Origin of the sequence: Domibacillus sp. A3M-37, from assembly GCF_024213455.1 — a bacterium.
Taxonomy (GTDB): domain Bacteria; phylum Bacillota; class Bacilli; order Bacillales; family Domibacillaceae; genus Domibacillus; species Domibacillus tundrae.
Window position 1 is genome coordinate 147,804 of record NZ_JANAVL010000005.1, and the last position, 16,835, is coordinate 164,638.

Annotated in this window: 19 protein-coding genes; 6 read left to right on the top strand and 13 right to left on the bottom strand. The window is 44.9% G+C overall.

The genetic code is table 11. The features are described 5' to 3' along the window. Window positions 1-13: 13 nt before the first annotated feature. Window positions 14-568, bottom strand: a complete 555-nt coding sequence (locus tag NLX67_RS10490; RefSeq protein WP_046181368.1) for a biotin transporter BioY — start codon at window positions 566-568, stop codon at window positions 14-16. Window positions 569-732: 164 nt separating this feature from the next. Here NLX67_RS10490 and NLX67_RS10495 point away from each other — a divergent pair, with 164 nt between their 5' ends. Further along, window positions 733-1,896 (top strand): aminotransferase class I/II-fold pyridoxal phosphate-dependent enzyme, encoded by a 1,164-nt coding sequence (locus NLX67_RS10495; protein ID WP_254311692.1) that lies wholly within the window; start codon window positions 733-735, stop codon window positions 1,894-1,896. Between the two features lie 25 nt (window positions 1,897-1,921). Further along, the gene (locus tag NLX67_RS10500; protein WP_305882029.1) at window positions 1,922-3,268 is read left to right on the top strand and encodes a TrkH family potassium uptake protein; all 1,347 of its coding nucleotides are present in this window, start codon (window positions 1,922-1,924) and stop codon (window positions 3,266-3,268) included. 17 nt (window positions 3,269-3,285) lie between these two features. On the opposite strand, the gene NLX67_RS10505 is transcribed toward NLX67_RS10500, so the two are convergent. The 6 genes from NLX67_RS10505 to bioB all read right to left on the bottom strand — a co-directional run bounded on the left by NLX67_RS10505 (window position 3,286) and on the right by bioB (window position 7,173). Beyond that, on the bottom strand, window positions 3,286-4,125 hold the full coding sequence (locus NLX67_RS10505; RefSeq protein WP_256519761.1) for a formate/nitrite transporter family protein: 840 nt from the start codon (window positions 4,123-4,125) through the stop codon (window positions 3,286-3,288). A gap of 194 nt (window positions 4,126-4,319) precedes the next feature. Then, complete coding sequence (locus tag NLX67_RS10510) at window positions 4,320-4,991, bottom strand: LrgB family protein (RefSeq protein WP_309143124.1); 672 nt, start codon at window positions 4,989-4,991, stop codon at window positions 4,320-4,322. After that, window positions 4,991-5,356 (bottom strand): CidA/LrgA family protein, encoded by a 366-nt coding sequence (locus NLX67_RS10515; RefSeq protein ID WP_254311694.1) that lies wholly within the window; start codon window positions 5,354-5,356, stop codon window positions 4,991-4,993. The genes NLX67_RS10510 and NLX67_RS10515 overlap by 1 nt, the downstream gene beginning before the upstream one ends. A gap of 5 nt (window positions 5,357-5,361) precedes the next feature. After that, window positions 5,362-5,715, bottom strand: coding sequence for a MaoC family dehydratase (locus tag NLX67_RS10520; RefSeq protein ID WP_254311695.1), 354 nt, complete (start codon window positions 5,713-5,715; stop codon window positions 5,362-5,364). Then, window positions 5,708-6,103: an FAS1-like dehydratase domain-containing protein gene (locus tag NLX67_RS10525; protein WP_254311696.1), complete on the bottom strand. Its 396-nt coding sequence runs from the start codon at window positions 6,101-6,103 to the stop codon at window positions 5,708-5,710. Before NLX67_RS10525 ends, NLX67_RS10520 begins: the two co-directional genes overlap by 8 nt. Window positions 6,104-6,177: 74 nt before the next feature. Continuing rightward, window positions 6,178-7,173 carry a biotin synthase BioB gene (gene bioB / locus NLX67_RS10530; RefSeq protein ID WP_254311697.1) on the bottom strand — a complete coding sequence of 332 codons (996 nt, stop codon included), beginning with the start codon at window positions 7,171-7,173 and terminating at the stop codon, window positions 6,178-6,180. A gap of 170 nt (window positions 7,174-7,343) precedes the next feature. Here bioB and yidC point away from each other — a divergent pair, with 170 nt between their 5' ends. The 3 genes from yidC (at window position 7,344) to NLX67_RS10545 (ending at window position 10,083) form a co-directional block, all read left to right on the top strand. Continuing rightward, complete coding sequence (gene yidC / locus NLX67_RS10535; protein ID WP_254311698.1) at window positions 7,344-8,108, top strand: membrane protein insertase YidC; 765 nt, start codon at window positions 7,344-7,346, stop codon at window positions 8,106-8,108. 147 nt (window positions 8,109-8,255) lie between these two features. After that, a complete protein-coding gene (locus NLX67_RS10540; protein ID WP_254311699.1) occupies window positions 8,256-8,951 on the top strand; it encodes a 5-bromo-4-chloroindolyl phosphate hydrolysis family protein in 696 nt (231 codons plus the stop codon). Continuing rightward, entirely contained in the window at window positions 8,899-10,083 is a 1,185-nt protein-coding gene (locus NLX67_RS10545; protein WP_046181359.1) for a toxic anion resistance protein, read from the top strand. The genes NLX67_RS10540 and NLX67_RS10545 overlap by 53 nt, the downstream gene beginning before the upstream one ends. Before the next feature lie 128 nt (window positions 10,084-10,211). Here the strand turns inward: NLX67_RS10545 and NLX67_RS10550 are convergent, their stop codons facing one another. The 5 genes from NLX67_RS10550 to NLX67_RS10570 all read right to left on the bottom strand — a co-directional run bounded on the left by NLX67_RS10550 (window position 10,212) and on the right by NLX67_RS10570 (window position 15,163). Further along, entirely contained in the window at window positions 10,212-12,098 is a 1,887-nt protein-coding gene (locus tag NLX67_RS10550) for a VWA domain-containing protein (RefSeq protein ID WP_254311700.1), read from the bottom strand. A 1-nt stretch (window position 12,099) separates the two neighbouring features. Beyond that, window positions 12,100-12,969, bottom strand: coding sequence for an ATP-binding protein (locus tag NLX67_RS10555; RefSeq protein WP_245618147.1), 870 nt, complete (start codon window positions 12,967-12,969; stop codon window positions 12,100-12,102). 95 nt (window positions 12,970-13,064) lie between these two features. Beyond that, on the bottom strand, window positions 13,065-13,478 hold the full coding sequence (locus NLX67_RS10560; RefSeq protein ID WP_052728642.1) for a Rok-like winged helix domain-containing protein: 414 nt from the start codon (window positions 13,476-13,478) through the stop codon (window positions 13,065-13,067). 30 nt (window positions 13,479-13,508) lie between these two features. Continuing rightward, entirely contained in the window at window positions 13,509-13,718 is a 210-nt protein-coding gene (locus NLX67_RS10565; RefSeq protein WP_254311701.1) for a DUF6501 family protein, read from the bottom strand. Next, window positions 13,715-15,163 carry an NAD(P)H-hydrate dehydratase gene (locus NLX67_RS10570; protein ID WP_254311702.1) on the bottom strand — a complete coding sequence of 483 codons (1,449 nt, stop codon included), beginning with the start codon at window positions 15,161-15,163 and terminating at the stop codon, window positions 13,715-13,717. Before NLX67_RS10570 ends, NLX67_RS10565 begins: the two co-directional genes overlap by 4 nt. 192 nt (window positions 15,164-15,355) lie before the next feature. Here NLX67_RS10570 and sda point away from each other — a divergent pair, with 192 nt between their 5' ends. After that, entirely contained in the window at window positions 15,356-15,484 is a 129-nt protein-coding gene (sda, locus tag NLX67_RS10575; protein ID WP_256519779.1) for a sporulation histidine kinase inhibitor Sda, read from the top strand. Window positions 15,485-15,520: 36 nt separating this feature from the next. Here sda and odhB read toward each other — a convergent pair whose 3' ends face one another. Beyond that, window positions 15,521-16,780, bottom strand: a complete 1,260-nt coding sequence (gene odhB / locus NLX67_RS10580) for a 2-oxoglutarate dehydrogenase complex dihydrolipoyllysine-residue succinyltransferase (protein WP_254311703.1) — start codon at window positions 16,778-16,780, stop codon at window positions 15,521-15,523. Window positions 16,781-16,835: the final 55 nt, after the last annotated feature.

Consider the following 16,835-nt stretch of genomic DNA (forward strand, 5'->3'; position numbering starts at 1 on the left):
ACTATATCAAATTTTAGGCAGCGCGGCGAAAAGATGGCACGGCCTGCAGTGCTGTCCGCAGTTTCGGGACAAGAACAGCGGCAGCAGCCGACTTTAAAACGTCTCCCGGAATAAACGCCATGCTTGCAATCGTCACTTCTTTTAATCCAACACCTGTAACAAAGGATTGAACCGGTATGCCGATTGCGTATAGAACTGCGACACCGCCCACAAGATTGGCAGCGAACGTCCGGCGTGCTGTCAGCTTAGCGGCACGTTCGGTTAACAAGCCAATAACAAAAGCTCCTGCAATCCAAGAAATCAAAAAGCCGGCACTTGGTCCCGCAAACACAGCAAGACCGCCGCGCCCTCCGGCAAGAAGCGGTGCCCCTGCTGCGACTGTAAGGAGAAAGATAATTTGGCTGAGTGCCCCGAGACGCGCGCCGAGTACACCGCCGGCAATCATGACCCCAATCGTTTGAAAGGAAATCGGCACCGGTGTAAAAGAGAGCGGAATAGGCGGCAAGAAGCCTAAAACGCCCATAATAGCCGCAAACATGGCTGCCTGCATCCAGTGAATTGTTTTCATATATGTATTCCTCCAATAAATCGTTTTTTTTATTGTAAAGGTCTTTTCGCTTTATTGTCAACTGAATTTAATTTAAGTTAACAAATAACACAACATACTTTTTTCGGCCGGTATGGTAAAATAGTGCCCATACATATATATTTCCACGCAATGAGGTGCTTGTTTTGACGATTGAACCTTCTATAAAAATGGCTGCGTTCGACTCATCCATTTTTAGTAATTTAAAAACGTATACGGATGAAAAAAAACAAAAAGGAAAAACACTGATTGATTTAAGCCTCGGCAGTCCGGACTTGCCTCCGGACGAGCGAATCCGGGCTATATTAGCTAATGAAAGTGCGAAATCGGAAGCATACGGCTATACACTCGGTGGGACAGAACTTTTTTATAAATCCGTTGCCGACTACTATAAAAGACGTTCTGGAATAAACCTAAATCCAAAGACAGAAATCGTTCAGACGATGGGCTCTCAGGAAGGGCTCGTTCATCTTCCGCTTGCATTTTGCAACCCCGGTGATATTGTTCTGACGACCAATCCGGCTTACGTGGCTTATGAAGCGGGTATTACGCTTGCAGGAGCTGTCCAGTATTACATGCCGCTTCTGTCTGAAAATCGATTTTTGCCGGATTTGTCCCTCATCCCGGACGATGTGGCGAAAAAAGCGAAATTGATGCTCTTAAATTTACCAGGCAATCCGGTACCAGCGATGCCGGATGACGCGTTTTTTGAACAGGTCATCGTATTCGCCAAAAAGCATCAAATTATTGTGCTGCACGATGCTGCTTATTCGGAGTTTTATTTTACGGGCGAAAAGCCGTTTAGTTTTCTTGCGATTCCTGGGGCGATGGAGGTTGGAATAGAAATTAACTCCCTATCCAAAAGCTTCAGCCTCGCTGGTGCACGAGTTGCCTACATCGCCGGGAATGCCGGCATGATCGCTGTTTTAAAACAATTGAAATCAAACCTCGACTATGGGGTATTTGACCCGATACAAAAAGCGGCGGCTTTTGCTCTTGATCAGGCGGAAGAAATTACAGACAAGCTTCGCGCTGAATTTCGTGCACGTGCCGAGGCCCTCTCGACAGGGCTTCAGAATATTGGCTGGCCTGTTGAGCGTCCAAACGGCGGGATGTTTTTATGGGCGAAAATTCCGCGCGGAGAAGATGATCGGGCGTTTGTGTTTCAAGCCATTGACGAGTCTGGTGTCGTGATGGTTCCCGGCAGTGCGTTTGGCACAGCGGGCAAAGACTATGTGCGGATTGCGCTTGTTCAGCCCGTTCCCATACTAAAGCAAGCGGCAAAAGAGCTGAAAAAGGTGATTTCATGAATGGGATATGGCAATAATGGAAAAAATGAAATTAAAACGAACACTCCGGCTGTCTCCCTTTCAAGTTATCGTGCTTCTTTATTTGATAGGCGTTGTTTTTTCAAGCATTTTATTGCTGCTGCCAGTTGCCCATAAGCCAGGTGTTGAAATTGCGTTTATTGATGCAGTTTTTGTCGCTGTCAGTGCTCTTAGTGTCACTGGGCTCACCCCTGTCAGCACGGTTGACACCTTTAGCACGACCGGCTATTTTTTTATTTTGCTGATTTTGCAGGTCGGCGGTATTGGTATTATGACATTTAGTTCGATGGTTTGGCTGCTGTTCGGCAAACGAATCGGCATGCGGGAACGGCAGCTCATTATGGCCGATCAAAATCGGACGGATTTAAATGGGCTTGTCAGGTTAATGCGTGAAATTTTCCTGCTTATTTTGGCGATTGAAGCCGTCGGTGCCATTGTACTCGGCATTTATTTCACACAATATTATCCGACACTTGGCGAAGCATTTCTGCATGGCCTGTTTGCATCAGTCAGTGCGACCACTAATGGCGGGTTTGATATTACCGGTGCCTCGCTTATTCCATATGCGAACGATTATTTCGTCCAGTTTGTTCACATGGTGCTGATTATTCTTGGAGCAATCGGATTTCCTGTGCTGATTGAAGTAAAAGATTTTCTTACTTATCGCGGTTCACGCAAGTTTTCATTCAGCTTATTCACAAAATTAACGGTGACGATGTACGTTCTTTTAGCCGCAGTTGGTACAGCAGGGCTGCTTTTGTTTGAACGGCATAACTTTTTAATGGATAAAACGTGGCATGAATCGTTTTTTTATGCTGCTTTTCAGTCGATTGCATCCAGAAGCGGGGGGGTAACGACACTGGATTTAAATGATTTTTCATCGCCATCGCTTCTTCTGCTGTCGATGCTTATGTTTATCGGCGCTTCCCCGTCCAGTGTCGGGGGCGGCTTACGGACGACAACCGTTGCCATTGCGGCATTGAGTGTGTTTACATTTGCACGCGGAAAAAATACGATTAAAGTGTTTCAGCGGGAAGTGCACCCGATTGATGTACACCGGTCATTTGTCGTTGTCGCCACCGGGTCATTTATCTGGTGTATGTCGATTATGATGCTTTCTTATCTAGAGCCTGAGGTGGCACTGCTGCCGATCATTTATGAAGCATCTTCTGCATTTGGAACGACTGGATCTTCTTTGGGCATTACTAGCGTTATTGGGGCGCCGGCGAAAATCATTTTAATCGGGCTTATGTTTATCGGCCGTGTCGGCTTATTCTCCCTTTTGTTCCTTATTCGCGGCAAAGAAATAAAAGATTCCTACCATTACCCGAAAGAAAGAATTTTAATTGGCTAAAAAAGTAAAAGCCGTCTTTATCGACGGCTTTTACTCATCTCCAGTAATTTTATTGAAATTCTTTCTTTTGCTGCCCGCTCAGGTTTGGCGGCTGGTTTGGCCAAATACATGTAAACCATACCGACAAATACACTGCCGCCAATGATATTTCCAATTGTGACCGGAATTAAGTTATGGATCGCACTTGCAATAGAGATCGCTTCCGGATGCGGTACAACGAGCGTCAGGCTGAAAAGCACCATATTGGCAACGCTATGCTCAAAGCCGGCTACCACAAAGGTCATGACGAACAAAAGCATCGTCACAATTTTCTCCATATCGCCCTTCATCTGCATCGGAATCCAAACCGCGAGACAGACAATCCAGTTACATAAAATCGCTTTAAAAAATAATTCAGATGCCGGGTAATGCATTTTGTGTGAAACGACATCCATTAAATATTGAGAGTTGGCCGGATCGTTATAAATGCCGGCTGCGCCAATAAATAAAGCAAAGAATACCGCACCTAATAAATTTCCTGTATAGCAGACGGCTAACACAGCCAGCGAATCTTTCCATGTTGTTTTGCCGCTTATGGTACTCATCGTAAAATACATCGTATTGCCAGTAAACAGCTCTGCACTTCCATATATAATCAAGACGAGCGCAATGCCAAAAAAGGCGCCGAGCATAAGCGCTGTTGCAGGCGATCCCGCATCGAAAAAGGGTTCAGCAAGTTTAAAAGAAAGCATAATAGCAAAACCGATGAAAAAGCTGGCCAGCATCGCTTTGACGATGTACTGTATTGGATTGTTTTTTAAGATGGCTGATTTTTTAACCGCCCACGTATTTATTTCTTCGTAAGCCTCTTTTTTCATTTTATTCACTCGCTCTTCTTGTTAGTTTGTGAAATAAATCACAATTTATTTACACTTTTATTATATGCCCTCTTTTCCCAAAGTCTACAGAAAAGTTGTCACAACTTTTTGTCCTTTTTTAAAGCGTTATCAATAATTTTCCCTAAAGAAAAAAGAGATGGTCTGAGTAAGCGCCATCTCTTTTTCAAAATCTTTTAAAGCAGCGGAAAAAACCACGGCAAAACGAGCGATGTAATAATCGAGGCGACCCCCATCGCTGCGCTTGAAACCGCACCTTGGACCGGTCCTTCGAGCACGGCCTGACTTGTGCCGATCCCGTGAGAAACGGTTCCGATGCCAAGTCCTCTCGAAAACGGATCTTTTATGTGAAAGACATTTAGCAAAAACGGTCCGAATACGGCACCAAATATGCCTGCTGTCATGACAAACGCTGCAGCGAGCGACGGGTCGCCGCCAATAATAAGCGCGGCTTCAATCGCGACAGGCGTGGTTACTGCTTTCACCGCGGCGGTTGCTTGAATTGTTTCCGACAAGCCGAATGCAGCCGACAGCCCGACAGCAGACGCAATTGTAGACATTGTTCCGACCACAAGGCCTACTACAGCAGGCACAAGCCGTTCTAGAAGAACTTCCCGATTATGATAAAGCGGCACAGCAAGTGCGACCGTTGCCGGACCCAACAAAAACGTCATAATGTCTTTCGCTGGTGTATACGCTTCGTAAGAACCATTAAATGCAAGAAGAATGGCGATCACAACCACCGTTGATGTAAAAACAGGCGTTGTAAAGGGTGAGGGAAAACGCATTGAAATGACTCGCGCCCCTAAGTAGACTAAAACAGTCAATGCAATATAAAGAATTGTCACTATTTTGACCTCCTTTTAGCCGACAGGAAATTTGACAGCCCAGCCGTTATAAAAAGACCAATAATCGAACTCCCTGCAATCATCAGGAAAAGGGCAACACCGTCTGAGCGAATTAAATCACCATACGCCATCAAACCAACTGCGATTGGAATAAAAAAGAACGCTAAATGCTTGTTTAAAAACGCCGCACCTGACCCAATAAAGCGGTCCGGCACGATCCCCGTTAACAGTAACAAAAGTAAAGTGAGCATACCGAATACACTTGCCGGGATGGGAATGTGGAGCACAGAAACAGTCCAAACCGACAGCTGGTAAAGAGCAGTTAAGCAGGCAATTTGAATAAAGAAAAGGATCCATTTTTTCATTGGGATTACCGCTTAACCGTAAAGAAACCTTTCATTTTCACTTCACCGGCTTCATTTTCAATTGTTACACTCCCTTTTCCCGCTTCTTCATCTATCCAGCTGCCTTTTATAGCAAGAGGCTCACCAGGGTATGTCATCGCCTGGAAACGGGCGTCATAGGACGTGAGCGGCTCGGCACACCATTCATCAATCGCCCGGCTCCCCAGCGCCATAACGAGCATGCCGTGCGCAATACAGCCCGGCAGCCCGGCTTTTTTAGCATATTCGGCATCGGTATGAATCGGATTATGATCTCCTGATGCGTGTGCATAGGATTCTATGTCTTCTTGTTTGATCGTCCATTGAATCAGATTAAACATGACGGTCTCCTTTCTGCTCGATAAGGACAGAACGGGAAATAATAGCTGTTTCATTCTCTTTTATGTAGGTTGTTTCAAGCTTCGCGAACGTCATGTTTTTTTTCATTGTTTTTCCGGTTATGTAAACAATGGCTTCAATTTGATCCCCAGGGTAAACAGGTTTTATGTATTCGTATGATTGGCTGCCATGCAGTACACAAGCGGGATCATACTGAAGCAGTCGAGTTAATTTATAAAATGACATGCCCCCCTGAAAATCCATGACTGTCGCAAAAGTTGGCGGGATCTCTTGAATGGAATCGCTTGCAAAAACAGCTTGTTTAAAAGCATTCACTTCTTTTTCTTCAATTTTGTAAACATAACGGTACAATTCTGTTTTCTCTTTCATTGTCTCACCCTTTCTTTTGATGATTTTATCATACAATCAACAAAAAAGGACCCCTTGAAAAGAGGCCATTTTTGTTAACAAACAGGTTCCTGTTCGTGTGCATGTTCCACGATGAATCCCATGTCTTCAATCATTTTATGATCAGCGGTCGTTTCCTGGCCGGCTGTTGTTAAATAGTTGCCGAGAAAAATCGAATTGGCGGCATATAAGCCGAGCGGCTGTACCGAACGCAAATTCACTTCCCGTCCGCCGGAAATACGGATTTCTTTTGATGGGTTAATAAACCGGAACAAAGCCAGTACCTTTAAGCAAAAAGAAGGTGTGAGCGGTTTTGCATGCTCAAGTTTCGTACCGGGAATCGCATGTAAAAAATTAACCGGGATCGAATCAGCATCCAGTTCGCGCAGGCTGAAGGCCATATTGACAATATCTTCATTTGTTTCGCCCATTCCGATAATGACACCGGAACATGGTGACATGCCGCTTTCTTTGACGCGCCCGACCGTTTCAGTCCGGTCATTGTATGTATGTGTCGTTGTAATTTCACTATGGTGCTCTTTTGACGTATTAATATTATGATTATACCGGTCCACCCCGGCTTCCTTCAGCTGTGCGGCTTGTTCTGGCTTTAAGATGCCAAGACACGCACAAATGCGCATTTGATATTTTTCTTTAATTTCTTTCACGGCACCTGTGACTGTTTCAATTTCTTTTTTAGACGGACCTCTTCCGCTTGCGACGATACAATATGTATTCGCTCCAAGCGAATGCGCTTTTTCGGCGCCTGCCACGATTTGTTCCCGGTCCATCATCCGGTATTTTTCGATTGGGGCAGTTGATTTAGATGATTGAGAGCAATAGCCGCAATCTTCGGGGCATAGCCCTGATTTTGTGTTGATGATCATATTAAGCTTCACTTTTTTGCCGTAATAATGGCGGCGGATCTGAAAAGCGCCATCGAGCAGCTGCAGCAAATCATCCTCCGGGCATTCTAGTATCTGGATGGCTTCCACTTCCGATAGTTTGTATCCATTTAAAACCTGCCCAGCTAATTGAGTCCATGTTGACATAGGTCATCTCTCCTTTTTTCCAGATTAAAGGGTAACTAATTCTTTTGTCAACCTATTTTTATTTCAAGTTGACAATAATCCTCTCGTACATTCGTTGTTTTCATAGAGAAAAAGGAGTATACTTTTTGTGTCTAAAGGAACTAGCCTGCTAGCAGGCGCAGGAGGAACGAATGTTGAAAAAACAATTATTACTGGCGCTCACTTTATTATCCGCAGTCTTGCTTTCCGGCTGTCAGAGCGCTCAAACAGAAGGTCATTTTTTTCACGATTATTTGGTGAATCCGTTTGTTGAACTCATTCACTGGCTTGGGGAAATGCTTGGAAGCTATGGTCTTGCGATCATTGTGATCACGATTGCTGTCCGTCTTATCCTCATGCCCCTTATGCTTAATTCCATGAAAAAGCAGGCTGTCATGCGGCAGAAAATGGACGTTGTAAAGCCGCAGATGACGGATATTCAAGCTCGTTTAAAAGCGACGAAAAATCCGGAAGAGCAGCGGAAAATTCAAATGGAAATGATGAGTCTTTACAAAGAAAACGACATTAATCCAATGGCGATGGGCTGCCTGCCGATGCTTCTGCAAATGCCGGTCTGGATGGGGCTTTATTATGCCATTACCATTTCAGAAGACATTAAAACGCACGAATTTTTATGGTTCCAGCTTGGTCAGCCTGATATCGCGATGGCGATCATTGCCGGTATTATGTACTATGTTCAATTTAAACTGTCGATGCAGACGATGCCGCTGGAACAGCAGCAGCAAATGAAATTTGTCGGCCTGCTGTCGCCATTGATGATTTTGATTTTCTCCTTTAATGCACCGGCTGCTTTGCCGATATACTGGAGTGTCAGCGGACTCATTTTAATTTTCCAATCTTGGATCGGCCGCAAATATTATCAGAATCACCCGCCTGTAGAAGAAACAGTGAAGTGATTCATCCCCTTTTTTAAAAAAGGGGTTTTTTAATAGAAAAAAACGTAAACACTATAAAATATGAAACTTTTTTGTTTGGCTGTCCGTATAAAAGAACATAATACGCTCACAATGAAGAGCGAAATGACAAGATGGAGTGGATGAACGATGCGATACTCTCTTTACTGGTTTCGTCGTCTTGCCGTTTCATTCGGAACGGCAGTTCTCGCAACGACTCTGTTTGACGGATTTTTGGCGTACGGGGCGTTTGCGGCCAGTTTTGCCGTGACATTTATGCTGTACACCAATTTCGGCAACAGACGGATCCAGAAAAAACACGGGTTAAATCGAAGGGAATATTACTATATACTGGATCAGCTGAAAGAAGCGAAAGCGAAGCTGTCCCGGCTGCAGCATTTATTTTTAAAAGTGCGGAGCCTGCGCTCCTTAAAGCAGATGATTGAGCTGAACAGCCTTGTGAAGCGGATTTATTCTGTCGTAAAGAAAGAGCCAAAGCGTTTTTATGAGATTGAGCCTTTTTTCTACTCGCACCTTGACTCGGTCGTGGAGCTTGCTGAAAAATCGTCCCTTCTCTCAAGCAAAAAAGTAAAAGACCCAGACATGAAAAAATCACTGCTTGAAACGACCGAAACGCTTGGCGACCTGTCGCAAACACTTGAAGCTGACTTACGCCAGGTACTCGCCCGTGATATTGAGCATTTAACGATTGAACTCGATGTCGCTAAACAGCGTGCCGGCCGGACTAACCAATTGTCTGAACCTGAACCTGCTAAGGAAGGAGATAAAAAAGATGAACAACGAATTACAGCCCCAACAGGCACCCGTTATGGGCGCAAAAAATGATGATTTATTAGATGACCTGCTTGCGGATCCATTTGGAGACATTCTTTCTTCACCAAGTACAGGGGCGACACCGTCCGCCCAGTCAAAGCGGCTTGTCGATATGCTGTCGGCTGAACATCGGCAAAAAGCGGAGCAGCTCGCTGCACAAATCGACGCTGGGAATCAACAGGCGGTTTTTTCATTCGGAACCGCTGCTCAAACAAAACTGTCTGATTTCTCCCACCATATGCTCGATCACGTCCAGCGTAAAGATATTGGGCCGATTGGCGATATTTTAAACGATTTAATGAAAAATTTAAAAAATGTCAATCCTGATGAATTACGCGATGAAAAGCGGAATGTGTTTTCCCGCATGTTTGGAAAAGTGTCCGATTCCGTGCAGGAAGTGATGACACGCTACCAGAAAGTCGGCTCACAAATCGATCGGATCGGCGTAAAGCTTGAACATTCAAAACGCGGACTTGTAGAAGATATCCGGATGCTCGAGCAATTATATGAAAAAAATAAAGAATATTTCCAAGCGCTGAACATTTACATTGCTGCCGGAGAATTAAAACTCGAAGAAATTGAAACGAAGACGATTCCGGATCTGCGCCAAAAAGCGGAGCGAACCGGCGATCAAATGGATTTTCAGGATGTCAATGACATGATAGCATTCGCCGACCGGCTGGAGAAACGGCTGCACGACTTAAAACTGAGCCGCCAGATTACGATTCAAAGCGCCCCGCAAATACGCTTAATTCAAAATACAAACCAGGCGCTCGCTGAAAAAATCCAGTCGTCGATTTTAACAGCGGTGCCGCTTTGGAAAAACCAAATTGCAATCGCATTAACCCTTGTCCGCCAGCAAAAAGCGGTACAGGCCCAAAAAGAAGTATCGAAAACGACAAATGAACTGCTTTTGAAAAATTCAGAAATGCTGAAGGTCAACTCCATTGAAACCGCCCGTGAAAACGAGCGTGGGCTTGTCGACATTGAAACGTTAAAGAAAACGCAGGAAAACTTAATTACGACACTCGAAGAAACGATTCGCATCCAGCAAGACGGCCGAGTAAAACGAAAAGCGGCCGAAGATGAATTAATTGTAATGGAAGACGATTTAAAACAACGGCTGCTGCGGCTGAAACAATAATTAGAAAAAGGGCTGTCCAATTTAGAGGACAGCCCTTTTTCATGTTCATTTTATAGCTCTTCTGATCATAATCCACCTAAGGCCGCTTTCAAAAAACGGCACCCAGCCGATCCGATGAAAAGTCCTTTCTAAATACTGTCAAACAGTAATTTTTTTAAGATGGGTGTCAAAACATGCGGGAGTTCAGATACATCCGGCGCCATAATAGAGCCATGCCCGTAAATTGTCTTCATCGTCTGCTGGCGTGCTTCGTCAAGCGCTTCATCCCCAATAAACAGATTAAACACCGTCATGCCTTTTTTGCGAGCTGCCATCACCGCTTCATGTGTATCGAGCACGCCGTTTTTATCGTAATCGGCGGCGGATGGCTCTCCATCAGAAAAGAAGATAAGAAATTTTCGCTCTTCACTGCGGCGCTCCATTTTTTCAATCGCCAAACGAAGCGCAAATCCGTCGCGATTGTCTTCCTCCGGCCGAAGCTGCATAATCGCATAGCCCGTTTCTGCTTGATATGACGTGTTAAATGGCACAGCTGTCAAAAAATGATTCGGCTTTACGTCTTTGGAAAGAGACGACGTATCTTCCCAAAAGCCGGTAATTTCATGTGGTACACGAAGCGAAGCAAGTGTTTCATGAAACAGCACCGCACTTTTTTTCACGTCGTCCATTTTATCGTACATAGACGCAGAACTATCAATTAATAAATAAAAAGCGGCATTAATTTCACGAGACGGCTCCTGCTTTTTGTAAAAAAGGCGTGGATTATCGTCCGTAAAATACCGTGTCAGCTTCCGTCCGAGCCGGCCCGTTAATAAATCCGTCCGTGGACTTGTTTTTTTCTTTTCGATCGATTTTTCAATCATTCGTTTTAATGTATGAACAACCGGTGCTGTTTCGTCTTTTAAAAGGCGGTACTGTTCCCGTTCGCTGTCTTTCGCTGTACGCGGTTTTTCATAAATCGCCTTGGCCCCGATGTTTTCTTTTCCGTAGCGAGTTTCATCCGCTTGCGTGTCGGCATCGCGGCGCTCCGCTAATAGCCGGCTGTATTGTTCACGTGACGATTTTTTCGAGCGTCCCTGCACTGAGGCAAGCGCAGCATCCCCTTCGTCTCCTTCACGGGCGGTATTGCCCATCATTGGCGTTTTCGCTCCTTGATCAAGATCAAACTGCATAAATGTGCCGCGCGTTTCTTCGGATTCACGATGCCATGTGAAAAATTGTTCATCAAATTGTTCATGTTCGTCTGCATCCTGCTCATCATCATTCGCAAGCGGGTCTTGGCGTTTGCCTGGATCTACTGCTGCTTCTTCGATAGTTGGCTGTCGATAATCCGGCAGATGGCTATACGTATTCACCATTCCCCGCACATCTAATTCTTCGAGCACATCCGCTATGTCGGAAACGATTTTCACGACGTCTTTTGTCGTTCTCGCATCAAAAAGTGCCCGTGCAGTTCGGTCGATAAATGGAATGGCGCCGTTAATACCGGGATGAATGTCCGGCCAATCAAAAGGGGCATCTGCCTGCCAAAGCACAAACAGCGCATTGTAAACAGCATCTGTAAAAAATCCTTTTGATCGGTTAACCGATAGCTGCCCTTCATGATAGCCCCTCATCACTTGCTTCCGAATTCCAAACGCTTTTTTCGTCCCGGGGCGCAATTGAACGCAAAGCAGCTCAAGCCGGATGTCTTCTGCGACGGCAAGCAGCTGCCGGGCAAATCCATTTTTATAGCGGTGTATAAACGAGTGGACCGCTTCTTCGTCTGTCCACTGGGCGGTTCCGAGTGCACGCAAATAAATGTCTGTTTTCATTCCGGCTGTTTCTTCCTGACGAGAGCGGTGATGCCAAAAATGACTGACATACAAAACGGCCGGCTCTTTTTGAAAGTAAGCGAGCGGTCCAAATTCTACTTTTAAATTAGGATTTTGGGACAATGCCGCCGCGAGATCAGACAGCTCCATCCAAAAAGCGGAATTGACCGTTTCGTCGTTAAATTGAATGAACCGTTCCACGTTACGCGAACCACGTTTCCGCCGCGTTCAAAACAGCGGCTTTTTCGCGCTCATCATCGAGCTTGCCGGCAATTGCGCTTTCAATCGCACGCAGCGGTGGAATATATAGAGCCAGGTCACACGCGTCAACAAGGGCACGGATGGATGATGCTTCTTCCGGCAGACGGCCGCTTTCCACAAGGGTCGTTAAGTCGCTTGATAACGAAACGAATTGACTGAGCATTGTTTCATTTTGTAAGATGGACTGTTGCTTCAGCACTTTAAATAAGACATCCCCTGAAATATATGGAATGTCAAAGACGATAAACCGGTTTTTGAGTGCTTCATTCATCGGTGCGGTGCCAGCGTATCCTTCATTGACAGCAGCAATCACGCTAAATGTCGGCTGCGCTTTAACGACTTCCCCTGTAAACGGGTTGGTAATTTGGCGGCGATAGTCAAGCACACCATTTAAGATCGGCAATGTTTCCGGCTTTGCCATGTTAATTTCATCAATATATAAAAGGTGTCCGTTTTTCATTGCTTGAATGACGGGCCCTTCGACGAAGTCAATTTGCGTTTTTCCGTCCGTTTCAACAATCGTTTTAAAGCCAAGCATGGCTTCTGCATCGAGATCAACAGAGCAGTTGATGCTGTGAACCGGCTGGCCAAAATAAGCGGCGAGTGATTCAGACAATTTTGTTTTTCCGGAGCCAGTCGGCCCTTTCAGCAAAATGTTTTTACCAAGCGCCAAGGAAATAACCGTATCCGTCACTAACTCATTGTTTTGGGCAATATACGCAGTTGATTTCGTAACAGTATGCTGCTCAAATTGCGCTTTTCGTTTTTCTATAATGGAATTGATTTGTTCTGGCAGTGTTGTAATGTTCAAAAAAATCTTCCTTTCCAATCGCTTTTGCACATTTCATCATACACCTGTAAAGATATATAACGCAAAAAAAGCAGGCTGATTCGCCCGCATTTTGCTTACATGTCATATTCGTAAATGTAAAGGCCACGTCCAAGCTTGCGAACATGCGCATTTTCACGCTCAAGACTGTTCATAAACGTTGTCATATTCGCAATTTTTTTTCCGGATTGCTGTTCCACATATCGCTGCAGCTCAACGCCGCGAATCGGTGTGTTTTGTTCTTTTAAAATGCGGATCGTTGTATCTCGAAGCTCTGTTAATCCTTCACTTCGCCGGCCTCTGCGTACTTTTGGTGGCGCTCCGACTGTTGTAATGGCCGTTACCTCGACATGCCCTGCTTCCCCTTCATCTAATTCCTGAAGTCTGGAAAAGATCGTTTCCCGTTCTTTTTTAAATTCCTGCATCACACGAATTTCTGCATCCGCTAACTGATCCAGCCTGATTTTCAATGCCATTCGTTCATCAAACACTGTTTTCGCCCCCTGTAGCAACACGCTCATTTATCCATTCGTATCTTGAAAATAATCTTTATAAAAACCGGACACCTGTCCTTTGTTATCAACGACAAAATAAAATTCGTCTGTTTCATTTTTTACTTCGTATACGTGTCCTTTCGTCAGGACATTTTCCACCATATACTTTTCTGCATTTGTGTGAATACATGTGACTTGTTTTAGCGTTTTCGTTTCGTTCCAGTTTAAATGAATCATCGTCTTCTCTCCTTTACCATTTCATTTATCGCATCCGGAATCAAGTCGTGAATGCCAAATGGCCGCATCGCTTGAGCCGGGTACATTCGTTTCCAAATGTCAGCACACTTTCCGTGCAAATAAACAGCGTCTGCGACAGCTGTTTTTAAATGTGAATTGCGCATGACAAGCGCTAAAATGATACCCGTTAGCGTATCACCACTTCCGCCTTTTGACAACCCTTCGTTGCCCGTTTCGTTTATATAGCCGCTTCCGTCTGCAAACGCAATGACGGTATATTCGCCTTTTAATACGACAGTGACCTGGTGTTTCACCGCGTAAGCGGACGCTTCCTGCAAACGATTTTTTTGAATATGCTCGATCGATTTTCCTGTCATACGAGAAAACTCACCAGGATGCGGTGTTAAAATGACCGGACATTTAGCTTCTTGCCAGCTTCTTGAGTGTAACGCGCCGGCATCTAAAATAACCGGTTGGTTTTGCTGCAGCAGATGCTGAACGATCAATTCCATTTTATTATCTGCTGCCCGTCCACACCCGGCGGCGATCGCCTGAAACGTATGATCAACATCAATGCTCGTCCCAAAGTCGTACAGTGCTTCAGGGACATGGGAAGCGATCACCGGTACCGCTTCTTGTTTGGTTTGCACCGTTACTTTACCAGCACCGCATGATACTGCACCAAGCGCAGCAAGTGCAGCACTGCCGGGCATTAACCCCGTTCCCGCGATCAGGAGTCCATGGCCAAATATGCCTTTATGGGCATTATGGCCGCTGTAATAAAAAGAACAAGATGTCTGGGCCGGCTCATAAATGGTCCAATTAGACGTATGTGGAAGCCCGATATCAACAATATATGATTCTCCGTAATAAGCCGCAGCAGGATACAAAAACCGGGAAGGTTTATACCCATGTACTATGTAGGTTTTGTCTGCTTGAATAACGGATTCATCACAATTCCCGCTATCGGAGGCCACACCGGTTGGCAAATCAATAGAAACGCGCTGCGCTTTTTGCGTATTGATCCAATCCGTGCATTGTTTTATGGCAGCAGATAATGGCAGCCTCGCTCCAACACCCAACAAGGCATCGATTAAGACCGTGGCCGAAACGTCCGGCTGATCGGTTTCATATGAATAACCGAGTGTTTCATAATAGTGCAAGTGGCTTTTCGACGGCTCTGTTTCCGGCAGCCCGATCGGAAAATAGAGACAGCATTTCGCACCAGCCTGTTTTAAATAACGCGCCAGCACAATCCCGTCGCCCCCATTTTTTCCTTTTCCCGATACAATTAAAAACGAATGATCATTCACATCGTACGAGGCAGTAATATCCTTAAATAAACCGGCACCAGCACTCTCCATTAATGTGAAAGAAGGCATGCCATTTTCTTCGGCTTGTTGATCCGTTTTTTTTATTTCACTACTCTTATAAATATACAACATAATACCCCCTTTTTCATGATTTTATGTAATAATTTCTAAAAATAATCATATAATTTAGGAGTATTATAGCATTTTTATTTGTTTTCCTGTTATCGTTTGCCTTTTATGAGATAGCTAGTATAATTAGCAGAAAATAAAGAGAATTTCTCTTTATTTGAACACCAAATCAAAGGAGGTCATAAAGTGAAAATTATGAGTGACGAGATGCTGGTGGCGGCTTACAGGGATGCATTGAAGCATGACCAGAATAAGTCTGAAATTGAAACATTAAAAACAGAAGTGCACAAAAGAGGCCTTTCCCCAAAACTTGAAAAAGAGTAACAAAAATCCCGCAGCGTGTGCTGCGGGATTTTTTTATTATCCTTCGAGAAGAAGATCTTCCGGATTTTCAATTAATTCTTTCACCATTTTCAAGAACCCAACCGCTTCTTTTCCGTCAATGATCCGGTGGTCATATGAAAGTGCCACATACATCATCGGGCGAATTTCAACCGTATCACCGATCGCAACCGGGCGTTTTTGAATCGTATGCATGCCAAGGATCCCCACTTGCGAACCGTTTAAAATTGGTGTCGACAGCAATGAACCGAAAACACCACCGTTTGTAATCGTAAATGAGCCTCCTTGCAAATCTGCAAGCGCTAATTTGTTGTCGCGTGCTTTCAAAGCCATTTCCATAATGGATCCTTCGATTTCAGAGAAGTTTTTGCGGTCACAATCGCGAACGACTGGCACAACTAAACCGTCATCTGTTGATACTGCAACGCCGATATCATAAAACTTTTTCAATACCACTTCGTCGCCATCAATTTCTGCGTTTACATATGGATATTTTTTCAATCCGGCTACGACCGCTTTTGTGAAAAATGACATAAAGCCGAGACGCACATCATGATCATCAAAGAACTTATCTTTTTTCCGTTTACGGAGGTCCATGATGTTTGTCATATCAATTTCATTAAATGTTGTCAGCATCGCCGCGGTTTGCTGTACTTCAACAAGACGCTTTGCGATTGTTTGACGACGGCGGCTCATGCGCTCGCGTTCAACCGGTTTACCATTATTCTGCGCTTTTGGTGCAGGTGCTGCTTTTTGTGGTGCCGCTTGCTGCGGTGCTTTTTGCGGCGGTGCAGTTGGTGTGTTTTGATGTGAGTCAACATCCTGAACACGGACACGGCCAAGTGGATCAGCTGTTTTCACTGCGTTCAAGTCAATGCCTTTTTCACGAGCAAGCTTGCGGGCTGCCGGTGAAGCGACTGTGCGGCTGCCAGCTTCTTTTTGCAGCTGTGCCGGTTCTGGCTGTACTTCTTTTTCTTCTGCTTTTGGCGCTGCCTGCGTTGGTGCTTCTTCTTTCGCTGCTGGTGTGGACGGTGAACCTGAACCGCCTGCTTCAACGAGCGCAATGACTTGGCCGACTTCAACAGTGTCGCCTTCTGCCGCCTGCAATTCCGTAATCGTTCCTGCTTCTTCTGAAATGATTTCCACGTTTACTTTATCCGTTTCAAGTTCAACGATATATTCGCCTTTTTCAACGTAGTCACCCGGCTGTTTCAGCCATTGTGCAATGGTGCCTTCTGTAATTGATTCTGCCAGTTCAGGAACTCTAATTTCAGCCACTGTTAAAATCCTCCTCGTTGTTTTCCGTTGTCATTTTCATTATGTACAGGCCGGC